The following is a 22393-nucleotide window of genomic DNA, read 5'->3' on the forward strand; positions in this document are numbered from 1 at the left end:
CGGCGTGCGCACGGCAGGTAAAAGGAAATCGGCGCCACTCGCGCCATCGCTAACAGAACGCGCCTGGAAACATGCGCCAAGACGCAGCGTACCGCCCAGGATCAGGGTCGCGTTTTGTTAACGGCCAGAAACGAAAAAGCCCCGCACGGGTGCGGGGCCTTTGCACTACAAGGCTGAATCAGGCCGCCGGAACAACGTCGACGAACTGCTTCTTGCCTTCGCCGCGGTTGGCGAACTTCACGTGGCCATCGACCAGCGCGAAGAGGGTGTGGTCCTTGCCCATGCCCACATTCACGCCAGCGTGTGTGCGGGTGCCGCGTTGGCGGACGATGATGCCGCCAGCGTTGATGGCTTGACCGCCGTACACCTTCACGCCCAGGCGCTTCGACTCGGAATCGCGGCCGTTCCGTGTGGAACCGCCGCCTTTTTTCTGTGCCATGACTGAACTCCTATCCGGTTACGTAGACGACGCAGCCTTAGGCCACGATCGAGTCGATACGCAACTCGGTGTAATTTTGACGATGCCCTTGGCGCTTTTGATAGTGCTTACGACGGCGCATCTTGAAGATGTGCACTTTGTCGTGACGACCGTGGGAGATGACGGTGGCTTTGACGGCAGCCCCGCTCACCAGCGGCGCACCAACCTTGAGTTGGTCGCCGGCGCCCACTGCGAGCACCTGGTCAAGCGTGATTTCTGCGCCAACGTCCGCCGGTATCTGTTCTACTTTCAGTTTTTCGCCAGCAGCAACCTTGTATTGCTTACCGCCGGTTTTTACGACCGCGTACATTGTCGGACCTCGATAAAAGAACTAAAACGTGACTCTTGTGCCGCTCGACGCCCGCATGCGCGGGCAACGAACACAGAGAACTCGTGATTATACAAGAAAAACCCAAGCAAATCAAAGGCTAATGCGTTACGGGCGTGCTGCGCCCGCGCAACGCGCCCGCCACGTCAAGCGTGGTGCGCCGGGCCATCGGGCAAACCACCTTGTTGCTCTATAATCTCGCGGTTTTTTGCGCAGCATCGTACGCGCCCAAGTTGACCACCAGCCACACGCTTTTCTGTCGGAATTCGCCTTGACCCAGACCTCCGCCTCCGTCCTGCTCGCCCCTGTCGCTGAAGACATGCGCGCCGTCGATGCCGTGATCCGCCGCCGCCTGGGCTCGGAGGTGGTGCTGATCAATCAGATCGGCGAATACATCGTCAGCGCCGGCGGCAAGCGCCTGCGCCCGGTGATCCTGCTGCTGGTAGCAAACGCGCTTGGTTACAAGGGCGAGCATCAGCACGAACTGGCCGCCGTGGTCGAGTTCATCCACACGGCCACACTGCTGCACGACGACGTGGTTGACGAATCCGACCTGCGCCGCGGCCGAAAGACCGCCAACGCCGTGTTCGGCAACGCGGCAAGCGTGCTGGTGGGCGATTTCCTGTATTCGCGCGCCTTCCAGATGATGGTGCAGGCCAACAGCATGCGCATCATGCAGATCCTGGCCGACGCAACCAACATCATTTCTGAAGGCGAGGTCCTGCAACTGCTGAACATGCATGACCCGGACGTGACGGAAGAGCGCTACCTCCAGGTCATTCGCTACAAGACCGCCAAGCTGTTCGAGGCAGCTGCCCAGATCGGCGCCGTGCTCTCGGACGCGGACGCCGCCACTGAAGAAGCCGCTGCCGAATATGGCCGCCGCATCGGCACCGCGTTCCAGATCGTCGACGACCTGCTCGACTACACGTCCACCGCTGACCAGATGGGCAAGAACGCCGGTGACGACCTGCGCGAAGGCAAGCCGACACTGCCGCTCATCCACCTGCTATCGAACGGCACGGAAGAGCAGCGAGCACTGGTGCGCCAAGCCATCGAGCAAGGCGGCACGGAACATTTCGATGCGATCTTCGCTGCCATTCAGGCTTCCGGCGCGCTGGAGTACACGCGCCAAGCCGCCGAGCGCGAAGCCGCCGCAGCTGAAGCAGCGGCAAACGCATTACCCCCTTCCCTTTTCCGCCAGACACTGATAGACTTGTGTGCTTTCTCGCTGCAACGTCAGTCCTGACACGCACGAGATCTGCGAAGAAGCATCGGGGTGTAGCTTAGCCTGGTAGAGCGCTACGTTCGGGACGTAGAGGCCGGAGGTTCGAATCCTCTCACCCCGACCAGAAATTCCCTTGTCGATCAAGGACATCAAGCCCAGCAATTGCTGGGCTTTTTTGTTTCTGAATGGCCATCTGATGGGGACTACGGTTGCGGCACGCGCAACGGGCGCCCGCAACGGCGGGGCAAACCCCTCTGTTATAGTGGGCGCTTCGCTGCCCCTCCCCTCCCGCTTTGGACTCTTGGCCGCTCTGGGCACAAATTGGCGCCGTCGTGCTGCTGTTGTGCTGCTCCGCCTTCTTCTCGATTTCCGAAACCGCGATGATGGCGCTCAACCGCCATCGCCTGCGGCATCTTGCCAAGTCCAACGTATCGGGCGCGCGCAATACGCAGCAGTTGCTCGGTCAGACCGACAAGCTGCTCTCGCTCATCCTGATCGGCAACAACCTGATCAACACCGCCGTGCCGGTGCTGATCACCACCCTGGCGATCCACTACTTTGGCAACAACGGAACGACGCTGTCGATCGCCACGGCCATCGTGGCGTTTCTCATCATCGTGTTCGCCGAGATCGCCCCGAAGATCGTGGGCGCGACCTATCCCGAACGCGTTGCGTTTCCCGCCAGCTTCATCATCAAGCCGCTGCTGCAGATTTCGACGCCGCTGGTGGCGGTAGTCAACGCGTTTGCCATGGGTGTGCTCAGATTGGTGCGCATCAACACGCGCAAGGCGCCGGAGCAGCGCATGTCGACCGAGGAACTGCGTACGCTGGTGCTGGAATCGGGCAACTTCATCCCGCACAAGCACCGCAGCATCCTGCTCAACCTGTTCGATCTGGACGCCATCACCGTGGACGACGTGATGACGCCGCGCGCGCGGGTGGAATCGCTCGACCTGTCGCGCCCGATCGAAGAGGTCGTCCAGCAACTCGAGACCTGCTATCACAACAAGCTTCCGGTGTTCGAGCAGGACAGCGATCAGGTGATCGGCATCCTGCATGTGCGCAAGGCGCTGTCACTTCTGGGGCACACCGAACTCACGCACGACGATTTCCGTAGCCTGCTGGCCGAGCCCTATTTCGTACCGAGCGGCACACCCGTTTTCCGCCAGCTACAGTATTTTCAGGAGAACCGCCGCCGCCTCGGGCTGATCGTCAATGAGTACGGCGACATGCTTGGGCTGGTGACGCTCGAAGACATCATCGAAGAGATGATCGGCGAGTTCACCACCACGCTGCCCAACGCCGGCAAGCTGGCGTGGGACAAGGAAGGCACTTATCTTGCGGATGCGGGAATGTCGTTGCGCGATCTGAACCGGCGCCTGGGCCTGAGTCTGCCGACCGACGGCCCGAAAACGCTCAACGGGCTGCTACTGGAAGAGCTGGAAGAGATTCCCGAGGCGACGGTCAGCGTGAAGATCGCGGGCTGCGTGATGGACATCGTCCAGATGGACAGTCAGTCGATCCGCACGGTGCGACTGCATCAGCCGCCGCAGCCAAAGCGTAGTTGACGCCACACCTGAGGCCGAACGCTTCAGTTGGAGCGGTTTTCTGCCGATGTGGCACAAATGCAAGCTGCGCTTTGATGTGCGCTTTACAAATGCAGGGGCGGTCGGCAAACTGCCCCGGTTCCGGGCACCACCCCCCACGAATGGGTGGGGTACCGGCGGCAGAACATAGAACAATCGCCTTGGGGGGCGAGCGCGCGCAGGAGGCGGTGGGGCCCGGCGCGCGCTGAAATGGTCAGCTTCAGCCTGACGGACTGGACTCATGACACTCGGACTTGCTCTAGCGCAGAGCCGGCGGATCGCGCCGACGCTACTTACCCAACTCGAACAGAGCGCGCGTGAAAAACGCACGCAACTGATCGACGAACTGGTGGGCAGCGGGATCATGAGTGCGCACGACCTCGCCGTGTTTGTGGCCGGCAAGTACCAGATGCCGCTGCTCGACCTTGCGCAGTACAAGCTCGACACCGTGCCGGCCGTGCTGTCGGCCAACAAGCACTTTGCCCAGTTGCGCCTGTTGCCGCTGGGCCGTCGCGAGAACCGCCTCATCCTCGCCACGTCCGACCCGAGCGATCCGAAGCCGATCGAAGAGCTGCGTCAGAAGATGAACGTAGCCATCGAAACGGTCATCGTCGAACACGACAAGCTGGTTCGCCAACTCAGCCTCGCCAATGAGGCGCCGGCCGAGATCAAGTCGCTCTTCCCCAAGCAGGAGGCCACGCAGATCGAATACGATGCGGGCGCTGCCGCCGCCACGCGTCGCACCACCCCCGACGGCATCGACGATGCCCCTGTGGTGCGCTTCCTGCAGAAGCTCTTTACCGAAGCCTTGCTGCGCGGCGCATCGGACTTGCATTTCGAGCCCTTTGAAACGTTTTACCGCGTACGTTTCCGCATCGACGGCATCCTCGCGCAGGTCGCGCAGCCGCCGCTGGATATCCGCGACAAGATCGCGACCCGCATCAAGGTGCTCTCGCGCCTGGACATCTCGGAAAAGCGCGTGCCGCAAGACGGCCGCATGAAGCTGCTCATCACCGTCCCGAAAGACCGCAAGGACAAGGACAACAAAGAGACGATCGAGCGCGCCATCGACTTCCGGGTGTCGACGCTGCCGACGCTGTTCGGCGAAAAGATCGTGATCCGGATTCTGGAGTCGTCCACCGAGCGGCTCGATATCGACCAGCTTGGCTATGAGCCGGAGCAAAAGCAGTTGCTGCTCGACGTAATCAAGCGGCCGTACGGCATGGTGCTGGTGACGGGGCCAACCGGATCGGGCAAAACCGTGTCGCTGTACACGTTCCTGAACAGGCTGAACCAGGGCGACATCAATATCTCCACCGCCGAAGACCCAGCGGAAATCCAGTTGCCCGGCATCAACCAGGTCAACGTGAACGACAAGGCTGGGCTGACCTTTGCGGCGGCGCTGAAGTCGTTCCTGCGGCAGGATCCGGACATCATCATGGTGGGCGAAATCCGAGATCTGGAGACGGCCGACATCTCGATCAAGGCTGCGCAGACCGGTCACCTGGTGTTTTCCACGCTGCACACCAACGACGCACCGACCACACTGACCCGCCTGATGAACATGGGGGTGGCGCCGTTCAACATCGCGTCGTCGGTGCTGATGATCACGGCGCAGCGTCTGGGGCGCCGGCTGTGCAAGGATTGCAAGAAGCCGGGTCCGCTGCCCAAGGAAACGCTGCTCGACGCGGGTTTTACCGAAGCGGACCTCGACGGCTCCTGGCAGCCGTATCACCCGGTCGGTTGCGAAACCTGCAACGGCAGCGGCTACAAGGGCCGGGTCGGCATCTACCAGGTCATGCCGATTACCGAGGCGATCCAGGAAATCATTCTCACGCATGGCACGGCGCTGCAGATTGCCGAGCAGGCGCGCAAAGACGGCGTGATGTCGCTACGCGAATCGGGCCTGCGAAAAGTGAAGCAGGGGCTGACTTCCCTCGAGGAAGTGCTGGCCACAACGAACCAATAACCTTCTCGATCAATCGTTCCCATACCGGGGGGTAGGAACCAACCATGGCCACACGAGCACCCGCCGCGAACCGCGCGGCCGCAGCGCCCAATCGCACGACCGGCAAGACCGCCAAGACCAAGGCGCCCACGCAGTACATCTTCGAGTGGGAAGGCAAAGATCGGAAAGGCAAGATCTTCAAGGGCGAGATGCGCGCCGAGAGCATCACCGAGGTGAATGCCATCCTGCGCAAGCAAGGCCTGTCGATCACCAAATCCAAGCGCCGCCGCGCGGCCCGCGGCAAGAAGATCACGCCGAAGGACATCGCCTACTTCACGCGCCAGCTGTCGACCATGCTGAAGGCCGGCGTGCCGCTGCTGCAGTCGATCGACATCATCGCAAAGGGCCACGCCAACCCGAACTTCACGCAACTGCTGACGGAAATCCGCGTCGATATCGAGTCGGGCAGCAGCATGGCGCAAGCCTTCCGCCGTCACCCGAAGTACTTCGACACGCTGTACTGCAACCTGATCGACGCGGGCGAGCAAGGCGGTATTCTGGATGCGCTGCTCGAGCGGCTTTCGCTGTACATGGAAAAGTCCCTCGCACTGAAGGCGCAGATCAAGTCGGCCCTGATCTACCCGATCTCGGTGCTGACGGTGGCCTTCCTAGTGACCGTGGTGCTGATGATCTTTGTGGTGCCGTCGTTCAAGGGCGTTTTCTCCGGTTTCGGTGCCGATTTGCCAGCCCCGACGCTGTTCGTCATTGCGATATCGGATTTCTTCGTCAAGTGGTGGATACCGATCGTGCTGGGCCCCATCGCCGGCATTGCACTGTTTTCGCGCGCATTCAAGCGATCTGAAAACGTCCAGCGTTCGACGCATCGCTTCATCCTGAAGATTCCCATCTTTGGCGACATCATCCGCAAGGCAACCATTGCTCGCTGGACGCGTACGCTGGCTACCATGTTCGCAGCCGGTACGCCGCTCGTGGAGTCGATGGAGTCGGTCGCCGGGGCCGCAGGCAACTGGATCTACCATGATGCGACCCTCGAGGTTCAGCAAGCGGTACGTATCGGCACGAGTCTCACCAACGCCATGCAAGCGACACACGTGTTCGACAACATGGTCCTGCAGATGACGCAGATCGGTGAAGAGTCCGGCGCCCTGGACAACATGCTACTGAAGGTGGCGGAGTTCTACGAGCGCGAGGTGGACGATGCGGTCGCCAACATCTCGACTCTGATCGAACCCATCATCATCGTCTTCCTCGGCGTGCTAATCGGCGGCATGGTGGTGGCGATGTATTTGCCGATCTTCAAGCTTGGTACGGTGGTCTGACGCAATGCCTGAGATGTTCGTCATCCCCACGTTGGCGCAACTGCCGGCGTGGTTTGTAGTTGCCGCAGGCGGGCTGGTCGGCTTGCTGGTCGGCAGCTTCCTGAACGTGGTGATCCACCGTCTGCCGCGCATGATCGAGCGGGAGGAAGCCAACTACATCGCAGAACTGCGTGATGAGCCGCTGCCTCACCCCGACGCATACAACCTGGTCGTGCCGCGCTCGGCGTGCCCGTCGTGTGGTCATCAGATCAAAGCGATCGAGAACATCCCCGTGTTGAGCTGGCTTGCGCTGCACGGCCGGTGCAGTGCCTGCAAGGCGCCCATCTCGTGGCGCTATCCCGCTGTGGAACTGGTCACTGGTCTGCTGACCGCGGCCTGCCTGTGGCACTTCGGCCCGACGTGGGTGGCGGTCGCATCGGCGGTCCTGCTGTGGTTCCTGATCGCCGGCACCATGATCGACGCCGATACGCAACTGTTGCCCGATGCCATCACCCAGCCGCTGCTGTGGCTCGGGCTGGGCGTGAACCTGTTCGGCATGTTTGCGCACTTGCAGGACGCGGTCGTCGGCGCGATGGCCGGTTACCTGTTCCTGTGGTCGATCTATTGGGCCTACAAGCTGCTGCGCGGCCGCGAAGGCATGGGCTACGGCGACTTCAAGCTGATGGCCGCACTCGGCGCGTGGTTCGGCTGGCAGGCGCTGCCGTTGCTGGTGCTGCTCTCGTCCGTCGTGGGACTGGTGTTTGGGCTCGTGCGCATTGCGCGCGGCGCGACGAGCGAATCGCCGTTCTCGTTCGGACCGTTCATTGCCGGGGCCGGCGTGATCGCATTGCTGGCCGGCCCGCAGCTGCTCATGATGGCAGGCCTAGGCCCGCTCCTTGCGCCATAAGGGCATGATCAGCATGCGCGTGATCGGCCTGACCGGCGGCATCGGCAGCGGCAAGAGCTACGTGGCGGATCGCCTTGCGGAGCGCGGTGCCGCCATCGTTGACACCGACGCCATCGCCCACGAGATCACCGCGCCGGGCGGCGCCGCCATCCCCAAGCTGGTCGAGACGTTCGGCGCAGGCATCTTACGCAGTGACGGTGCCATGGACCGCGACGCCATGCGCGCCCTCGCCTTTTCGGACGCTACGGCCAAATCGCGACTGGAGCAGATCACGCATCCCCTCATCCGCGAGATTGCGCTGTCGCGCGGGGCCGCTGCGCAGGCATCGGGCGCGCATCCGTACCTCGTCTACGTCGTCCCGCTGCTGGTGGAATCCTTGGCCGGGCATCACAGCTGGCGCTCGCTGGTCGACCGCATTCTGGTGGTCGACTGCCCCGTTGACACGCAGATCGCCCGCGTGATGGCCAGGAACGGGCTGCCGCGCGCGCAAGTGGAAGCCATCATCGCCCGCCAGGCTTCACGCGAAGCCCGCCTTGCCGCCGCCGACGACGTGATCGACAACAGCGGTACGCTGGCGGATTTGCTGCCGCAGATCGACCGTCTGGACCTAACCTACAGGTCGAACTGAAACGATCTGAAAGCGGTCGTCACAGCCCTTTGCATTGTGATGAACGAGGGTCTCGCATAGAATGCGGGCAGATCGAGGCCAAATGGGCTTCGGGGCCGCACATGCCAGCAGGCCAGCACACCGGGCACCCAAGTTTTGATCCTGTACGAATATCCCTTCAACGAACGCATTCGGACGCTGCTGCGCCTCGAAGACCTGTTCGAGCGGCTGGATTTCTTTCTCGTGCAGGAGCACCCGCTGCAACACCACGTGGCACTGACCACGCTGTTCGAAGTGGTCGACGTGGCCGGGCGTGCCGATCTCAAATCCGATCTGCTGAAAGAACTCGATCGCCAGCGCCAGACGCTCACCGCGCTGCGCGCCAATCCGCAGATCGATCAAGACGCGCTCGACGCCGTCATCAGCGAGCTGGAAACCGCCTCGGGCAATCTCACCGCCACACATGGCAAGGCCGGCCAACTCATCGCCGACAACGAGTGGCTGACGAGCATCCGCAGCCGCGCCATCATCCCCGGTGGTACGTGTGAATTCGATCTGCCGGCGTATTTTGCATGGCAGCATCATCCGGCCGAGCGCCGCCGCGCCGACATCATCAAATGGGCCCAACCGCTCGTGCCGCTGCGCGACGCCACGATGATCGTGCTGCGCCTGCTGCGCGAATCGGGTCAGAGTGGCAAGGTGATTGCTAACGCTGGGAGCTATCAGCAGATGCTGTCGGGCCGCGTGTACCAACTGATGCAGGTGCGCCTGGATGAGTCGGCGCTGGGGTTCATTCCCGAGATCAGCGCCAACAAATACATGCTCTGGGTGCGCTTTACCCAGCAGGATGGCGACCTGCGACCCAAGCCGGTCGACGCGGATATCCCGTTCCAGCTGAAGCTCTGTAATTTCTGAGCCGCACCATGAATGTGAAGACCGTCAAATGCCCCAGCTGCGGCAAGCCCGTGCCTTGGGTGCCTGAGAGCCGCTACCGCCCCTTCTGCTCTGAGCGTTGCAAGCAGATCGACCTGGGCGCGTGGGCAGCCGAGCAGTACACCATCCCCGTGGTCGAAGAAGACGACCTGCCCGACGCACCGGGCAACGATACGAGCGGCAAGCTCAACTAACCGTCGTTTCCTCGCGCATCCATTCGAACACGGGCAACGTTGCCGGCAGCACCGGATGGACGCTGATCGGCAGCGTCTGCCAAGCGAAATCCTGGCCTTCCAGTGCGCGCAACGTGCCGTCCCAGGCAGTGACCTTGCAGAAGTGCAGGCGCACGTACGCGTGCGGGTAGTCGTGCTCGATGGTGTGCCAGGGAACGCAGGTGCGCAGCGTGACGTCCAGCTCTTCCTTCAACTCACGCATGAGCGCAGCCTCGACCGATTCGCCCGCTTCAAGCTTGCCGCCCGGGAATTCCCAGTAGCCCGCGTAAGGCTTGCCTTCCGGACGCTGGGCTAGCAAGAACTTGCCGTCGGGCTGCACGAGCACGCCAACGGCCACTTCGGTGATCTTGCGGCCGTCCGGCGTGTGCGTCGGGGGCACTTGCGTCAGGTTGTCAGTCGACATGGTGCCGCCCATGCTTGCCACCCCAGTCGCGGGCGAATTGCCATGCCACGCGGCCCGAACGCGAACCGCGCTCCAGCGCCCATACCAACGCGTCGCCACGGGCGGCCGCGATGTCCTCGTCACTGCAGCCGAAGTACTTGAGCCAGTGGCCGACGATGGTCAGGTATTCGTCCTGCTTGGGCGGGTAGAACGACAGCCACAGCCCAAACCGCTCCGACAGCGAGATCTTCTCTTCCACCACCTCGCCCGGATGGATTTCGCCGTCCGAGGTGTGCTGATAGGTCTCGTTGTCCTTCATGTATTCCGGCAGCAGGTGGCGCCGGTTCGATGTTGCGTAGATCAGCACGTTGTCTGACTGCGTTGCCACCGAGCCGTCCAGCGCAGACTTCAGCGCCTTGTAGCCCGACTCGCCCTCTTCGAACGAAAGGTCATCGCAGAAGATCGCGAAGCGCTCGGGGCGCGCCGAGAGTTGATCGACGATATCGCCCAAGTCAGCCAGATCGTCCTTGTCGACCTCGACCAAGCGCAGGCCTTCCTTCACGAACTCATTCAGGCACGCCTTGATGAGCGACGACTTGCCGGTGCCCCGTGCGCCCGTCAGCAGCACGTTGTTGGCCGGCAACTTGCGCACGAACTGGCGCGTATTGGCGACGATGGCGTCTTTCTGGCGCTCGATGTTGTGCAGATCGCTCAGATGGATCGGGGGCAGTTGGCGGATCGGTGCGAGATAGCCGATGTTGCCGAACAGGCTCTGGCGCTTGCGCCAGCGGAACGCAACGGCCTCGTTCCAGTCAGCTTCGGTCAGTTCAGGCGGCAGCCATTGCTCAAGCCGCCCGAGAAAGCGGTCGAGCCGTGCGGAAAGGTCGGACGACATAGCGGCGCGCTCCGGATCACGAACGGTAGTCGGCGTTGATCGACACGTAGTCGTGCGAGAAGTCGCACGTCCACACGGTGGCGGTGGCGTCGCCGCGGCCGAGCGCGATGCGCACGGTAATCTCCGCCTGCTTCATCACGCGCTGGCCGTCTTCTTCGCGGTACTCGGGGTTGCGGCCGCCGTCTCGCGCGACCCACACGTCGTCGAGCCACAGGTTGACGCCGTTCACGTCGAGGTCCGTCACGCCGGCGTAGCCCACAGCGGCCAGGATGCGCCCCAGGTTGGGGTCCGAAGCGTAGAACGCGGTCTTGACCAGCGGCGAGTGCGCGACCGCATAGGCGATGAGGCGGCACTCTTCGACGTTGCGGCCGCCCTCAACCTGGATGGCCATGAACTTGGTCGCGCCCTCGCCATCGCGCACGATCTTCTGCGCCAGCTCTTGTGCGAGGCCCGTCAGCGCATCGCGCAGCGCAGCGTAGTCGGGGTGCGACTCGGAATCGATGCGCGGCGTGCCAGCCCGGCCCGTCGCGATGACGACGAACGAGTCGTTGGTGGAGGTATCGCCGTCCACCGTCACGCTGTTGAACGAGTGATCGGCGGCGTGGCGCACCAGACCTTGAAGCACGGCTTCATCCACATCGGCATCGGTGGCGATGAAGCCGAGCATCGTCGCCATGTTCGGACGGATCATGCCTGCACCCTTGCTGATGCCGGACATGCGCACGGTTTTGCCCGACAGCGTGCACGTGGCCGACGCTGCCTTGGGTACGGTGTCGGTGGTCATAATCGCCTCGGCGGCAGCCAGCCAGTTGTCCGGCTTGGCGTTCGCCTCAGCAGCGGGCAGTCCGGCGATGATGCGGTCGACCGGCAGCGGCTCCAGAATCACGCCCGTCGAGAACGGCAGCACCTGTTCCGCCGACACGCCCAGCAGCTTGGCCACGGCATCGCAGGTCTGACGCGCATGCGCAAGGCCAGACGCGCCCGTACCGGCATTCGCGTTACCCGTGTTGACGACGATCGCGCGTGCGCCCTTGCCGCTCGCCAGATGCTCACGGCATACCTGCACAGGCGCCGCGCAGAAACGGTTCTGCGTAAACACACCGGCTACCGTCGAGCCCTCGGCGATACGAACCAGCAGCACGTCCTTGCGATTGGCCTTGCGCACACCGGCCTCGGCCCAGCCGAGGTCCACGCCGTCGATCGGCAACAGGGTATCAGCGGCGGGCGCGACGAGATTCACAGCCATGGAGCACACCTTTCAAAATGAGGATGCCCGCATTGCGGGCATCGTGAATCAACAGAAAACAGGTTCCAGCAGCGTCAGACAAGTTTGCCGTGGCACTGCTTGTACTTCTTGCCCGAACCGCATGGGCACGGATCGTTGCGGCCAACCTTCGGCACTTCGCCAGCCAGTGCGGCAGCAGCGGCCGATGCCGCCGAACGCGATGCAGCCATGGCCGGCGTTGCGCCATGGATCTCCGCATCACCTGCAGCCACTTCGGCCAGTTCGCTGAACTCGTCGTGCTTGTACTGCAGGTTGGTCAGCGCGGAAAGATCTTCTTCGATCTGCTCGGAGGCTTGCTCCAGCTCTTCCTGCGACTGGATGCGCACCGTGAAGACAATACGCGTGACTTCGTTGCGGATGGTATCGAGCAAGCGGCCGAACAGTTCGAACGACTCGCGCTTGTACTCCTGCTTCGGGTCCTTCTGCGCATAGCCGCGCAGGTGGATACCCTGGCGCAGCATGTCGAGCGCCGCCAGGTGCTCACGCCAGTGCGTGTCGAGGCTTTGCAGCATCACCGAACGCTCGAAGCCGGCGAAGGACTCACGGCCAACCTGCGCCACCTTGCCTTCGTACACCGCCTCGGCGGCGTCCAGCACGATCTTAAGCAGGTCTTCGTCTTCGATCGACTGCGCCGCTTCCAGCGTCTTGACCAGCGGCTGATCGACACCCCAGTCCTCGCGCAGCGTCTTTTCCAGACCGGCGACATCCCACTGCTCTTCCATGGTCTCGGCCGGCACATACGTGCGGAAGAGCTCCGTGAACACGGATTCACGCAGGTTCTTGACGAGGTCGCCCACGTCCTGCGCTTCGAGAATCTCGTTGCGCAGCTTGTAGAGTTCCTTGCGCTGATCGTTGGAGACGTCGTCGTACTGCAGCAGTTGCTTGCGGATATCGAAGTTGCGGCCTTCAACCTTGCGCTGCGCCGATTCGATCGAGCGCGTGACGATGCCGGCTTCGATCGGCTCGCCTTCGGGCATCTTCAGGCGATCCATGATCGCGCGCACGCGGTCGCCCGCGAAGATGCGCAGCAGCTGGTCGTCCAGCGACAGATAGAAGCGCGACGAACCCGGATCACCCTGACGGCCGGCACGGCCACGCAACTGGTTGTCGATCCGGCGAGACTCATGGCGCTCGGTGCCGACGATGTGCAGACCGCCCGCAGCCTTCACCTGCTCGTGCAGCGATTGCCATTCGTCCTGCAACGTCTTCACGCGCGAGGCCTTTTCTGCGTCGGAGAGCGACTCGTCGGCCATCACGAAGCCGGACTGCTTCTCCACATTGCCGCCCAGCACAATGTCGGTACCACGGCCCGCCATGTTGGTGGCGATGGTGATCATCTTCGGGCGACCGGCCTGCGCGATGATCTCGGCCTCACGCTCGTGCTGCTTCGCGTTCAGCACCTGGTGCGGCAGCTTGGCCTGGTTCAGCAGGTTCGACAGCAGTTCGGAGTTTTCGATGGACGTCGTGCCCACCAGCACCGGCTGGCCACGCTCGTAGCAATCGCGAATGTCGCGAATGACGGCGTCGTAGCGCTCCTTCGAGGTCTTGTAGATCTGATCCTGCAAGTCCTTGCGCTGCGGGGGGCGGTTGGTCGGGATCACCACGGTTTCCAGCCCGTAGATCTCCTGGAATTCATACGCTTCCGTGTCCGCCGTACCGGTCATGCCCGACAGCTTGTTGTACATGCGGAAGTAGTTCTGGAACGTGATGGTCGCCAGCGTCTGGTTTTCCTGCTGGATCTGCACACCTTCCTTGGCTTCCACGGCCTGGTGCAGACCGTCGGACCAACGGCGGCCCGACATCAGGCGGCCGGTGAATTCATCGACGATCACCACTTCACCGTTCTGCACAACGTAGTGCTGATCGCGGAAGAACAGGCTGTGCGCACGCAGGGCGGCGTACAGGTGGTGCATCAGCGTGATGTTCTGCGGCGCGTAGAGCGACTCGCCCTCGCCGATCAAGCCGGCTTGCAGCAGGATCTGCTCAGCCTTCTCGTGACCGGATTCGGTCAGGTAGACCTGGTGCGATTTTTCGTCGACGTAGTAGTCGCCTGGCTTCTCGACACCCGTACCATCCGACTTCTCTTCGCCGATCTGGCGCGTGAGCTGCGCCGGGATGCCGTTCATGCGGCGGTACAGGTCGGTGTGGTCTTCAGCCTGGCCAGAGATGATCAGCGGGGTACGCGCTTCATCGATCAGGATCGAGTCCACCTCGTCGACGATCGCGTAGTTCAGCGGACGCTGCACGCGCTGGCCGGCGTCGTACACCATGTTGTCGCGCAGGTAGTCGAAGCCGAACTCGTTGTTGGTGCCGTAGGTGATGTCCGACGCGTAGGCAGCCTGCTTCTGGTCATGGTCCATGGTGGTCAGGTTGACCCCCACCGACAGGCCCAGCCAGTTATACAGGCGGCCCATCCACTCGGCATCGCGCTGAGCCAGGTAATCGTTGACCGTCACGACGTGCACGCCCTGGCCGGAAATGGCGTTCAGGTATACGGCCAGCGTGGCGGTCAGCGTCTTGCCTTCACCCGTGCGCATTTCGGCGATCTTGCCGTCGTGCAGCACCATGCCACCGATCAGCTGCACGTCGAAGTGCCGCATCTTCATCACACGCTTGCTGGCCTCGCGGCACACAGCGAACGCTTCGGGCAGGAGCGCGTCGAGCGTCTCGCCCTTGGCAAAGCGTTGACGGAATTCTTCGGTCTTGGCCTGCAACTCGGCATCGGAGAGCGCTTCGAACTTGGGCTCGAGCGCATTGATCTGCGCCACCTTGCGGCGGTACTGTTTGATCAGCCGTTCATTACGGCTGCCGAAAATCTTCTTGAGAAGGCCCGTGATCATCGATGGCTAGGGCTGGTGCGCAACCGGGAAGCGCGTCGAGAGAGACCGCGAAACACAGGCAGCACAACGGCCCAGAAAGGGTTGGCGCAAAGGCGGGAGTTTAGCATGTGCAAAACACCCGCTTGATGGCAGCAGAACCGCCGGATGTGGCGGGAACGCTGCACTTTAGAGCTGCATCGAACGCCGTCCGAGCGGCCACACACTCACGCTGAATTGGGGATGGGCGACCCCGATTGCAACCCGGCCCGGATCAATGGCCGGCAGCCGCCATGCTCTTGCCGATATCGGCCGCCGCAACCTTCGGCGCTGGCGCCTTGTTGGCTGCCATCTTGGGCTGGCCGGCGTTCTCCAGGAAGGCCACCGGATTCTGCGGGACGTCGTTGACGTGCACCTCGAAATGCAGATGGGGGCCGGTGGCACGGCCAGTGCGGCCGATCAGCGCGATGCGCTCGCCCGCCTTCACGATGTCACCGACCTTCACGAACACCTTCGACGCATGGGCATAGCGCGTCTTCAGGCCGTTGCCGTGGTCGATGTCGATCATGTTGCCGTATTCGTGGTGGAATTCGCTGGCCACCACCACGCCGCCAGCAGCCGCGACGATGGGCGTCCCAACAGGGCCAACGAAATCGACGCCGTCATGCTGCGTGCGGCGGCCCGTGAACGGATCGATCCGCGTGCCAAAACCCGACGAATCGTAGCCCGTCGCCACTGGGCGCACGGTGGGCATCATCTTCGCGTGGATTTGGCGGTCCATCAGGGTGCTCTCCAGCACGCTGAGGTAATCGTTGCGCTGGTCAGCCGAGCGCGTCAGGCGATTCAACTCGGATTGGATTTCCGGCATCGACATCGGCCGGGAGAACGCGCCTTCCGGCCCGCCCCGGCTCGGCTGCGATTTGAAATCGAACTCGCGCGGCAGCACACCGGCCAGGCCCGACACGCGGGCCCCCAGCGCGTCCAGGCGCGCGATCTGCGCCTGCATTTCGCCGATGCGCGCGGCCATCAGGTTGAGGTTTTCGCGGGTGACACGCTGGTCTGCGCTGGCAACCGCGGAAGCTGCCGCCCCTGGCAGCAGCCCCTGCTTGGCCGCCAGCCACGTCCCACCGACGGACAGGGCCGCCACGGTCAGCAGCGCCGCGCCAATAGCCACGAAGACGCCGCGTCGCGACAGGTGCATCGCGCCGGCCTTGCGCGGGTGAATCAGGATGATCTGCATCGCTCGTTTTCCGGACAAAAAAGCTGCCCACCGGCACGAAAGGGCGATGAAGCGCCCTACAATGCCGGCATGCGAATCTTTGTTCATCCCGCTCTCAAGACGCCTGTGGCAAAACCCGTCCAGGACTGGCTCTCGGGTGCCGGTTCGGTCGGCCCGCTGATGCAGGCGGCCAGGCAATTGGCGTCATTGGAAGCGGAGGTGTTGTCGCTGTTGCCGCCCGGCTTGGGCGGCGGCGTGGCGATCGGCGGCATCAAGAACGATGCGCGCGACAGCCGAGAAGCGACTCTGGTGTTGCTCGCCGCACATAGTGCGGCTGCGGCGCGCTTACGGCAGGTGGTACCCACCTTGCTAGAGCGTCTGCAGCGCCGGGGATCGCAGATTACCGCAATTCGTGTACGCGTACAACCGCAAGGGGGCAGCGACAGTTTATGGCCACAAGAGACCGAAAAGCCGCCTAAACGCGCCAGGATGACAGCAGTTGGGGTCAACAGCCTGGCGGCACTTGCCAACGAACTGCCCGATTCGCCGCTCCGGAAGGCCTTGGCCGAAATGATCGCACGGCATGTTGCACCTGCGGCCAGGCCCAAATAAAAAGCGCCCCGCAGGGCGCTTTTTTCATGGGTACAAACGCATCAGCCGATCACGAGAATGCCGGTTGCAACTGAGGTAGAAACGCGCGCGGCGCCTCTTCGATTTTGTCGAACGTCACGATCTCGTAGGCCGTTTCATCGGCCAGCAGTGCGCGCAGCAGCGCATTGTTCAGCCCGTGCCCCGACTTGTGTGCCGTATACGCGGCAATCAGCGGGTGACCGACCACATACAGATCGCCGATGGCGTCGAGGATCTTGTGACGGACGAACTCATCGCCGTAGCGCAGTTCGTCGTTGTTGAGCATGCGGTGCTCGTCGAGCACGATGGCATTGTCCAGGCTGCCGCCGCGCGCCAGGCCGACTTCGCGCAGCATTTCGACTTCGTGGGCAAAACCAAACGTACGGGCGCGCGCGATTTCGCGCGTGTAGCTGGTGTCGGCAAAGTCGATCTCGAACGTCTGGCCGGTCTTGTCGACGGCCGGGTGACGGAATTCGATGGTGAACGACAGCTTGAAGCCAAAGTAGGGGTCGAGGCGTGCAAGCTTGTCGCCCTCGCGGATTTCCACCGGCTTGGTCACGCGGATAAACCGCTTGGCCGCGCCCTGCTCTTCGATGCCCGCCGATTGCAGCAGAAACACGAACGAGGCCGCGCTGCCGTCCATGATGGGGATTTCTTCGGCGTCGACGTCGACATAGAGATTGTCGATGCCAAGGCCTGCGCAAGCGGACATCAAATGTTCGACGGTCGACACGCGGGCGCCATCCTTTTGCAGTACGGATGCAAGGCGGGTGTCGCCGATGGCGCTGGCGGTGGCCGGAATCTCGACGGCCGGGTCGAGGTCAACACGCGTGAAGACGATGCCGGTGCCTGCGGCCGCCGGGCGCAACGTCAACGTCACCTTGCGGCCCGAGTGCAACCCGATGCCGACGGTCTTGACGAGGGACTTGATGGTGCGTTGTTTCAACATGGCCGCCCTCAACTCACAGAATTTCTACGATTATTTTTATCTATGCAGTCTGCATAGGTGATAACCTTAAGCATACCATTTTCACGTCCCTGCCTTCAAAACGACTTTTGTATCGGGATGTTAGGAGTGCACACAATCGAGCCAACTACAGTGCACGCAGATTTAGCGCCACGGCCTCATGAGCCTTGAGGTGGGGTGGGATAGCGGGCGGTACTCCGCCATTCGGGGGAGATTGTGACGTGGCGTCAGAGTAGCGCCAGCATCGATTCGGCACTGCTGACGGAGAACTGTCCGGGCGCTTCCACCTGTAGCGCTGTTACCACACCGTCCTTCACGACCATCGCATAGCGCTGCGAACGAATGCCCATACCGCGCTTGGAGAGATCCTGGTCGAGACCGAGTTTGCTCGTGAACTCCGCGCTGCCGTCGCCCAGCATGCGGATTTTGTCGTCGGTGCCCTGCGTGCGGGCCCAGGCCCCCATCACGAAGGCGTCATTGACGGACACACACCAGATCTCGTCGACACCCTTGGCGCGCAGTGCGTCGAAGTTGGCGAGGTAGCCTGGCACATGCCGCGCGGAGCAGGTCGGCGTGAACGCACCGGGCAGCCCGAAGATGACGATCGTCTTGCCTTCGGCCAGATGCCGCACGGAGAAAGCGTTGGGGCCGAGCGCGCAGCCGTCCTTTTCCACTTCAAAGAACTCGTAGAGCGTTGCGTCGGGCAGCGGTTGACCGGGCTGGATCATGATCGTCAGGAAGCGGTTGCGTGGATATCGCGATCATAGAACCTGCCGAGCGACCGCGCAGCCGGTTCTTAAAACGAGACCGCCCGCGTGAACGAATCACGCGGGCGGTCTTGGGAGACAACACCATCAGGCCGCTTGGGTCGGAACGCAGCGCGCGCGGCACAACGAACGGACACACCCGCCGGGCGGGGTGAACCCTTCCGGGGAGGCGGCCAGAGGCCAACCTGCCCGGCGGCAACGACTGTGTCCGGTTCGTCGCGCGCTGTCGGCTGACGAGCGGCGGGCCGTCACACAACGGCGATCACGGGAGGGGAGCCGTGAACCGCGCGCGGCGTGCAGTACCGCAGGCAGTCGGACGTGCGCGAGCGCTATCGAGCCAACGCGGCCCGGATCAGTCCGCCTGCTTGCGCAGGAATGCCGGAATGTCGTACGTGTCGACGCCCTTCTCTTGCAGTGCTGCCACGTGAGCCGAGGCCGACTCACGCGAGCTGCGCCACACCGCCGGGGTGTCGAAGTTGCTGTAGTCCGGCGCAGCTGCCACCGAATGACCGGCGCCACCCCCGAAAGCCACCGGCTGGTTGTCGGTCCCGGTTTTCAGCAGCGTCATCGTCTGCTGCTGTTGTTGCTTGTTGCGAGCAGCGCGGCCCAGACCCGTGGCAACCACGGTCACGCGCAGCGCGTCGCCCATGGCATCGTCGTAGACCGTACCGAAGATGACGGTGGCATCTTCCGCGGCATAGCTGCGGATGGTGTTCATCACTTCCTTGGTCTCAGACAGCTTGAGCGAGCGGCTGGCCGTGATGTTGACCAACACGCCACGCGCACCCGACAGGTCCACGCCTTCCAGCAGCGGGCTTGCCACGGCTTGCTCAGCGGCCAGACGCGCACGGTCGACGCCGGACACGGTGGCCGTGCCCATCATCGCCTTGCCCTGTTCGCCCATCACTGTCTTCACGTCTTCAAAGTCGACGTTCACCAGACCGTCGACGTTGATGATTTCCGCAATGCCGGCGACCGCGTTGTGCAGCACGTCGTCGGCGCACTGGAAGCACTTGTCCATCTCGGCGTCGTCGCCCATGACTTCGAAGAGCTTTTCGTTGAGCACGACGATCAGCGAATCGACGTTGCCTTCGAGGTCGTTCGCGCCATGCTCGCCAACCTTCGAACGGCGTGCGCCTTCGAAGTCGAACGGCTTGGAGACCACGCCCACGGTCAGGATGCCCATTTCCTTGGCGACCTGTGCAACCACCGGTGCTGCGCCCGTGCCCGTACCGCCGCCCATGCCGGCGGTGATGAAGACCATGTGCGCGCCGCGCAGTGCGTCGGCGATCTGCTCACGGGCTTCCTCTGCGCAATGCTTGCCTACTTCCGGCTTGGCACCGGCGCCGAGGCCCGTGCTGCCGAGCTGCAGCACGCGCGATGCGGTCGAGCGCTTGAGCGCCTGCGCATCGGTGTTCATGCAGATGAATTCCACGCCTTGCACGCCGCGGTTGATCATGTGCTGCACGGCATTACCGCCCGCGCCGCCGACGCCGACCACCTTGATGATGGTGCCGTCCTGCATTTCCGTTTCAATCATGTCGAAGTCCATCATTGCCTCCAGAAGTGATCAGTCCCAGACGATGCAGCCTCCCCGCCGCAACTCCTGGTTCCTGAACAAAAAACATCAAAACAAGAAACTCAACTTGCTCCCCCCGGGGAGCACATCGTCAACACCCGGCACTCGCATGCTCAGAAGTTGCCGATGAACCATTCCTTCATGCGCGTCCAGATCTGCTTGGCCGAGCCGGACTGCACCACGACTTTCCGTCCGCGCACGCGCTGCACGCGACCTTCCTGCAGCAAGCCCATCACCGTGGCGTAGCGCGGGCTCTTCACTACCTCGTGCAGATTGCCGCGGTACTCGGGCACCCCCACGCGCACGGGTTTCAAGAACATGTCTTCCCCCAGCTCGACCATGCCCGGCATCATTGCGGTACCGCCAGTGAGCACCACGCCGCTGGAGAGCAGTTCTTCGTAACCGGATTCGCGCACCACCTGATGCACGAGCGAGAAGAGTTCTTCCACGCGCGGCTCGATCACGGCGGCCAGCGCCTGACGCGAAAGCGTGCGCGGGCCGCGGTCGCCGACGCCCGGCACATCGATCATCTCGTCCGGATCGGCCAGCACCTGCTTGGCGATGCCGTACTGGATCTTGATGTCCTCGGCGTCCGGCGTCGGCGTGCGCAGGGCCATGGCGATGTCGTTGGTGATCTGGTCGCCGGCGATGGGGATCACGGCCGTGTGGCGGATCGCACCTTCGCTGAAGATGGCGATGTCGGTCGTGCCGCTGCCGATGTCGACCAGCACCACGCCGAGTTCCTTTTCGTCTTCGGTCAGCACGGCCAGGCTCGATGCCAGCGGCTGCAGGATCAGGTCGTGCACTTCCAGCCCGCAGCGGCGCACGCACTTGACGATGTTCTGCGCCGCGCTCACGGCGCCCGTCACGATGTGTACCTTCACCTCGAGCCGGATACCGCTCATGCCGATCGGCTCGCGCACGTCTTCCTGACCGTCGATGATGAATTCCTGCGTGAGGATGTGCAGGATCTGCTGATCGGTCGGGATGTTGACGGCCTTGGCGGTCTCGATCACGCGCGCCACATCGGTGGAGGTGACTTCCTTGTCCTTGATCGCCACCATGCCGCTCGAATTGAAGCTGCGGATGTGGCTGCCGGCAATGCCCGTGAAGACCTCGCCGATCTTGCAGTCGGCCATCAGCTCCGCTTCTTCGAGCGCCTTCTGGATCGACTGGACTGTCGCCTCGATATTGACGACTACGCCCTTCTTGAGCCCCTTCGATTCGGTCTGGCCCATGCCGATGACCTCGTAGGCGCCGTCAGGACGCAGCTCGGCCACCACCGCCACCACCTTGGAGGTGCCGATATCCAGCCCGACCAGAAGATCCTTGTATTCCTTGCTCATCGCGTTTTCTCTGTGCTTCGCGTTGCTTTGTTGTTGGCCGCCGGCTTACCCCCCAGCGTGGCTTTCGGCTTTGCAGCACTGCTGGTGCCACCCGTGGTGCCGGGCAACTTGCCCCCCTTGGCCAGCACCGCAGCCTGCGCATCGGTCAGGAAGCGCACACCCGCCGCACGAACTGCAAATCCGTTGGGATACCGCAGGTCGGCGTATTCAATCTGACCGCCCCAGCGCTTGGTCACCTCGGGCCACGCACGCACGAAGCGGCGGGCACGCGCGGCCAGCGCGGTGCGGTCATCGTCATTCAGTTCGCGGCCCAGCTCGATGACCGTGCCGTTGGACAACCGCGCGCGCCAGGCGTAGCGGTCGGTGAGCGTCACGCTCAACGGCTCGACATTCATCGGCTTGAACCACTCGGTCATGGTCTCCAGCTTGTCGACCACATCCTGTTCAGTACCCTCGGGGCCGGCCAGCGCCACCAGGTCAGTGTCGTCCTCGGCTTCGGCCAGGTTGGCCACGAAGACTTCGCCATACGTGTTGACCAGCTTGCCGGACTCATTGCCGCCCCAGGTGCCGAGCGCTTCGTGCTCTTGCACTTCCACCAGCAGCCCGTTGGGCCACACGCGGCGCACGCTCGCGCGCCGCACCCACGGCACCGATTCGAACGCCGCACGCGCATCGTCCAGATTCAGCGAGAAGAAATTGCCGCGCAGCTTGGCCAACGCGTTGGCGCGCAGGCTCGGCACATTCACGTGGCGCAACTCGCTGCCCGCCATCGGCATCACACGCACCTGCTGCAGCTGGAACGTCGGCCGCTGCATCAGCCAGACCGCCCCAACGCCCAACGCGCCAAGCGCGAGCAGCGCATACAGCGCACTCGCGACGGCGTTGAGGAGACGGGTGTTGTGCCACATAACGTTGTGTTGTCCGGTTTCGCTGACGTTGT

At 63.0% G+C, this 22393-nt stretch carries 21 protein-coding genes and 1 tRNA gene; 10 read left to right on the top strand and 12 right to left on the bottom strand.

Annotated features, from left to right (window positions below):
* Positions 1–178: 178 nt before the first annotated feature.
* Together rpmA and rplU are read right to left on the bottom strand one after the other, a co-directional pair.
* Positions 179–439, bottom strand: a complete 261-nt coding sequence (gene rpmA, locus BEK68_RS12310) for a 50S ribosomal protein L27 (RefSeq protein ID WP_004633021.1) — start codon at positions 437–439, stop codon at positions 179–181.
* Between the two features lie 37 nt (positions 440–476).
* Positions 477–788 (bottom strand): 50S ribosomal protein L21, encoded by a 312-nt coding sequence (rplU, locus tag BEK68_RS12315; RefSeq protein WP_004633023.1) that lies wholly within the window; start codon positions 786–788, stop codon positions 477–479.
* Positions 789–1125: 337 nt separating this feature from the next.
* Between rplU and ispB the strand changes: the two genes are divergently transcribed.
* The 9 genes from ispB (at position 1126) to BEK68_RS12360 (ending at position 9528) form a co-directional block, all read left to right on the top strand.
* Positions 1126–2055, top strand: coding sequence for an octaprenyl diphosphate synthase (ispB, locus tag BEK68_RS12320; RefSeq protein ID WP_049768047.1), 930 nt, complete (start codon positions 1126–1128; stop codon positions 2053–2055).
* A 26-nt stretch (positions 2056–2081) separates the two neighbouring features.
* Positions 2082–2158, top strand: a tRNA-Pro gene (locus BEK68_RS12325).
* Between the two features lie 169 nt (positions 2159–2327).
* Positions 2328–3602, top strand: coding sequence for an HlyC/CorC family transporter (locus tag BEK68_RS12330; RefSeq protein ID WP_012436459.1), 1275 nt, complete (start codon positions 2328–2330; stop codon positions 3600–3602).
* 259 nt (positions 3603–3861) lie between these two features.
* Positions 3862–5589 (top strand): type IV-A pilus assembly ATPase PilB, encoded by a 1728-nt coding sequence (pilB, locus tag BEK68_RS12335; protein WP_004633029.1) that lies wholly within the window; start codon positions 3862–3864, stop codon positions 5587–5589.
* A 44-nt stretch (positions 5590–5633) separates the two neighbouring features.
* A complete protein-coding gene (locus BEK68_RS12340) occupies positions 5634–6908 on the top strand; it encodes a type II secretion system F family protein (RefSeq protein ID WP_004633031.1) in 1275 nt (424 codons plus the stop codon).
* A 4-nt stretch (positions 6909–6912) separates the two neighbouring features.
* A complete protein-coding gene (locus BEK68_RS12345; protein ID WP_012436460.1) occupies positions 6913–7794 on the top strand; it encodes a prepilin peptidase in 882 nt (293 codons plus the stop codon).
* A gap of 13 nt (positions 7795–7807) precedes the next feature.
* Entirely contained in the window at positions 7808–8422 is a 615-nt protein-coding gene (gene coaE / locus BEK68_RS12350) for a dephospho-CoA kinase (protein WP_004633035.1), read from the top strand.
* A gap of 135 nt (positions 8423–8557) precedes the next feature.
* Positions 8558–9316 (top strand): cell division protein ZapD, encoded by a 759-nt coding sequence (gene zapD / locus BEK68_RS12355; RefSeq protein ID WP_004633038.1) that lies wholly within the window; start codon positions 8558–8560, stop codon positions 9314–9316.
* An 8-nt stretch (positions 9317–9324) separates the two neighbouring features.
* Positions 9325–9528 (top strand): DNA gyrase inhibitor YacG, encoded by a 204-nt coding sequence (locus BEK68_RS12360; RefSeq protein ID WP_004633040.1) that lies wholly within the window; start codon positions 9325–9327, stop codon positions 9526–9528.
* Here BEK68_RS12360 and BEK68_RS12365 read toward each other — a convergent pair.
* The 5 genes from BEK68_RS12365 to BEK68_RS12385 form a co-directional block, all read right to left on the bottom strand.
* Positions 9521–9970: an NUDIX domain-containing protein gene (locus BEK68_RS12365; protein ID WP_012436461.1), complete on the bottom strand. Its 450-nt coding sequence runs from the start codon at positions 9968–9970 to the stop codon at positions 9521–9523. The two genes, BEK68_RS12360 and BEK68_RS12365, sit on opposite strands and share 8 nt — an antisense overlap.
* Positions 9960–10844, bottom strand: a complete 885-nt coding sequence (locus tag BEK68_RS12370) for an ATP-binding protein (RefSeq protein WP_012436462.1) — start codon at positions 10842–10844, stop codon at positions 9960–9962. Before BEK68_RS12370 ends, BEK68_RS12365 begins: the two co-directional genes overlap by 11 nt.
* A gap of 16 nt (positions 10845–10860) precedes the next feature.
* A complete protein-coding gene (argJ, locus tag BEK68_RS12375) occupies positions 10861–12090 on the bottom strand; it encodes a bifunctional glutamate N-acetyltransferase/amino-acid acetyltransferase ArgJ (protein ID WP_012436463.1) in 1230 nt (409 codons plus the stop codon).
* 74 nt (positions 12091–12164) lie between these two features.
* On the bottom strand, positions 12165–14969 hold the full coding sequence (gene secA / locus BEK68_RS12380; protein ID WP_012436464.1) for a preprotein translocase subunit SecA: 2805 nt from the start codon (positions 14967–14969) through the stop codon (positions 12165–12167).
* 250 nt (positions 14970–15219) lie between these two features.
* Positions 15220–16185 (bottom strand): M23 family metallopeptidase, encoded by a 966-nt coding sequence (locus BEK68_RS12385; protein WP_012436465.1) that lies wholly within the window; start codon positions 16183–16185, stop codon positions 15220–15222.
* Between the two features lie 69 nt (positions 16186–16254).
* Here BEK68_RS12385 and BEK68_RS12390 point away from each other — a divergent pair, with 69 nt between their 5' ends.
* Positions 16255–16776, top strand: a complete 522-nt coding sequence (locus BEK68_RS12390; protein ID WP_004633051.1) for a DciA family protein — start codon at positions 16255–16257, stop codon at positions 16774–16776.
* A gap of 49 nt (positions 16777–16825) precedes the next feature.
* Here the strand turns inward: BEK68_RS12390 and lpxC are convergent, their stop codons facing one another.
* The 5 genes from lpxC to BEK68_RS12415 form a co-directional block, all read right to left on the bottom strand.
* On the bottom strand, positions 16826–17743 hold the full coding sequence (gene lpxC / locus BEK68_RS12395) for a UDP-3-O-acyl-N-acetylglucosamine deacetylase (RefSeq protein WP_004633054.1): 918 nt from the start codon (positions 17741–17743) through the stop codon (positions 16826–16828).
* 245 nt (positions 17744–17988) lie between these two features.
* Positions 17989–18489 carry a peroxiredoxin gene (locus BEK68_RS12400; RefSeq protein WP_004633056.1) on the bottom strand — a complete coding sequence of 167 codons (501 nt, stop codon included), beginning with the start codon at positions 18487–18489 and terminating at the stop codon, positions 17989–17991.
* Positions 18490–18880: 391 nt separating this feature from the next.
* Positions 18881–20080, bottom strand: a complete 1200-nt coding sequence (ftsZ, locus tag BEK68_RS12405) for a cell division protein FtsZ (protein ID WP_012436466.1) — start codon at positions 20078–20080, stop codon at positions 18881–18883.
* Between the two features lie 140 nt (positions 20081–20220).
* A complete protein-coding gene (ftsA, locus tag BEK68_RS12410; RefSeq protein ID WP_004633059.1) occupies positions 20221–21453 on the bottom strand; it encodes a cell division protein FtsA in 1233 nt (410 codons plus the stop codon).
* Positions 21450–22361: a cell division protein FtsQ/DivIB gene (locus BEK68_RS12415; RefSeq protein ID WP_012436467.1), complete on the bottom strand. Its 912-nt coding sequence runs from the start codon at positions 22359–22361 to the stop codon at positions 21450–21452. Before BEK68_RS12415 ends, ftsA begins: the two co-directional genes overlap by 4 nt.
* Between the last annotated feature and the right edge of the window lie 32 nt (positions 22362–22393).

The sequence above is a fragment of the Ralstonia pickettii genome, assembly GCF_001699815.1.
In the GTDB taxonomy this organism is placed as follows: Bacteria; Pseudomonadota; Gammaproteobacteria; order Burkholderiales; family Burkholderiaceae; genus Ralstonia; species Ralstonia thomasii.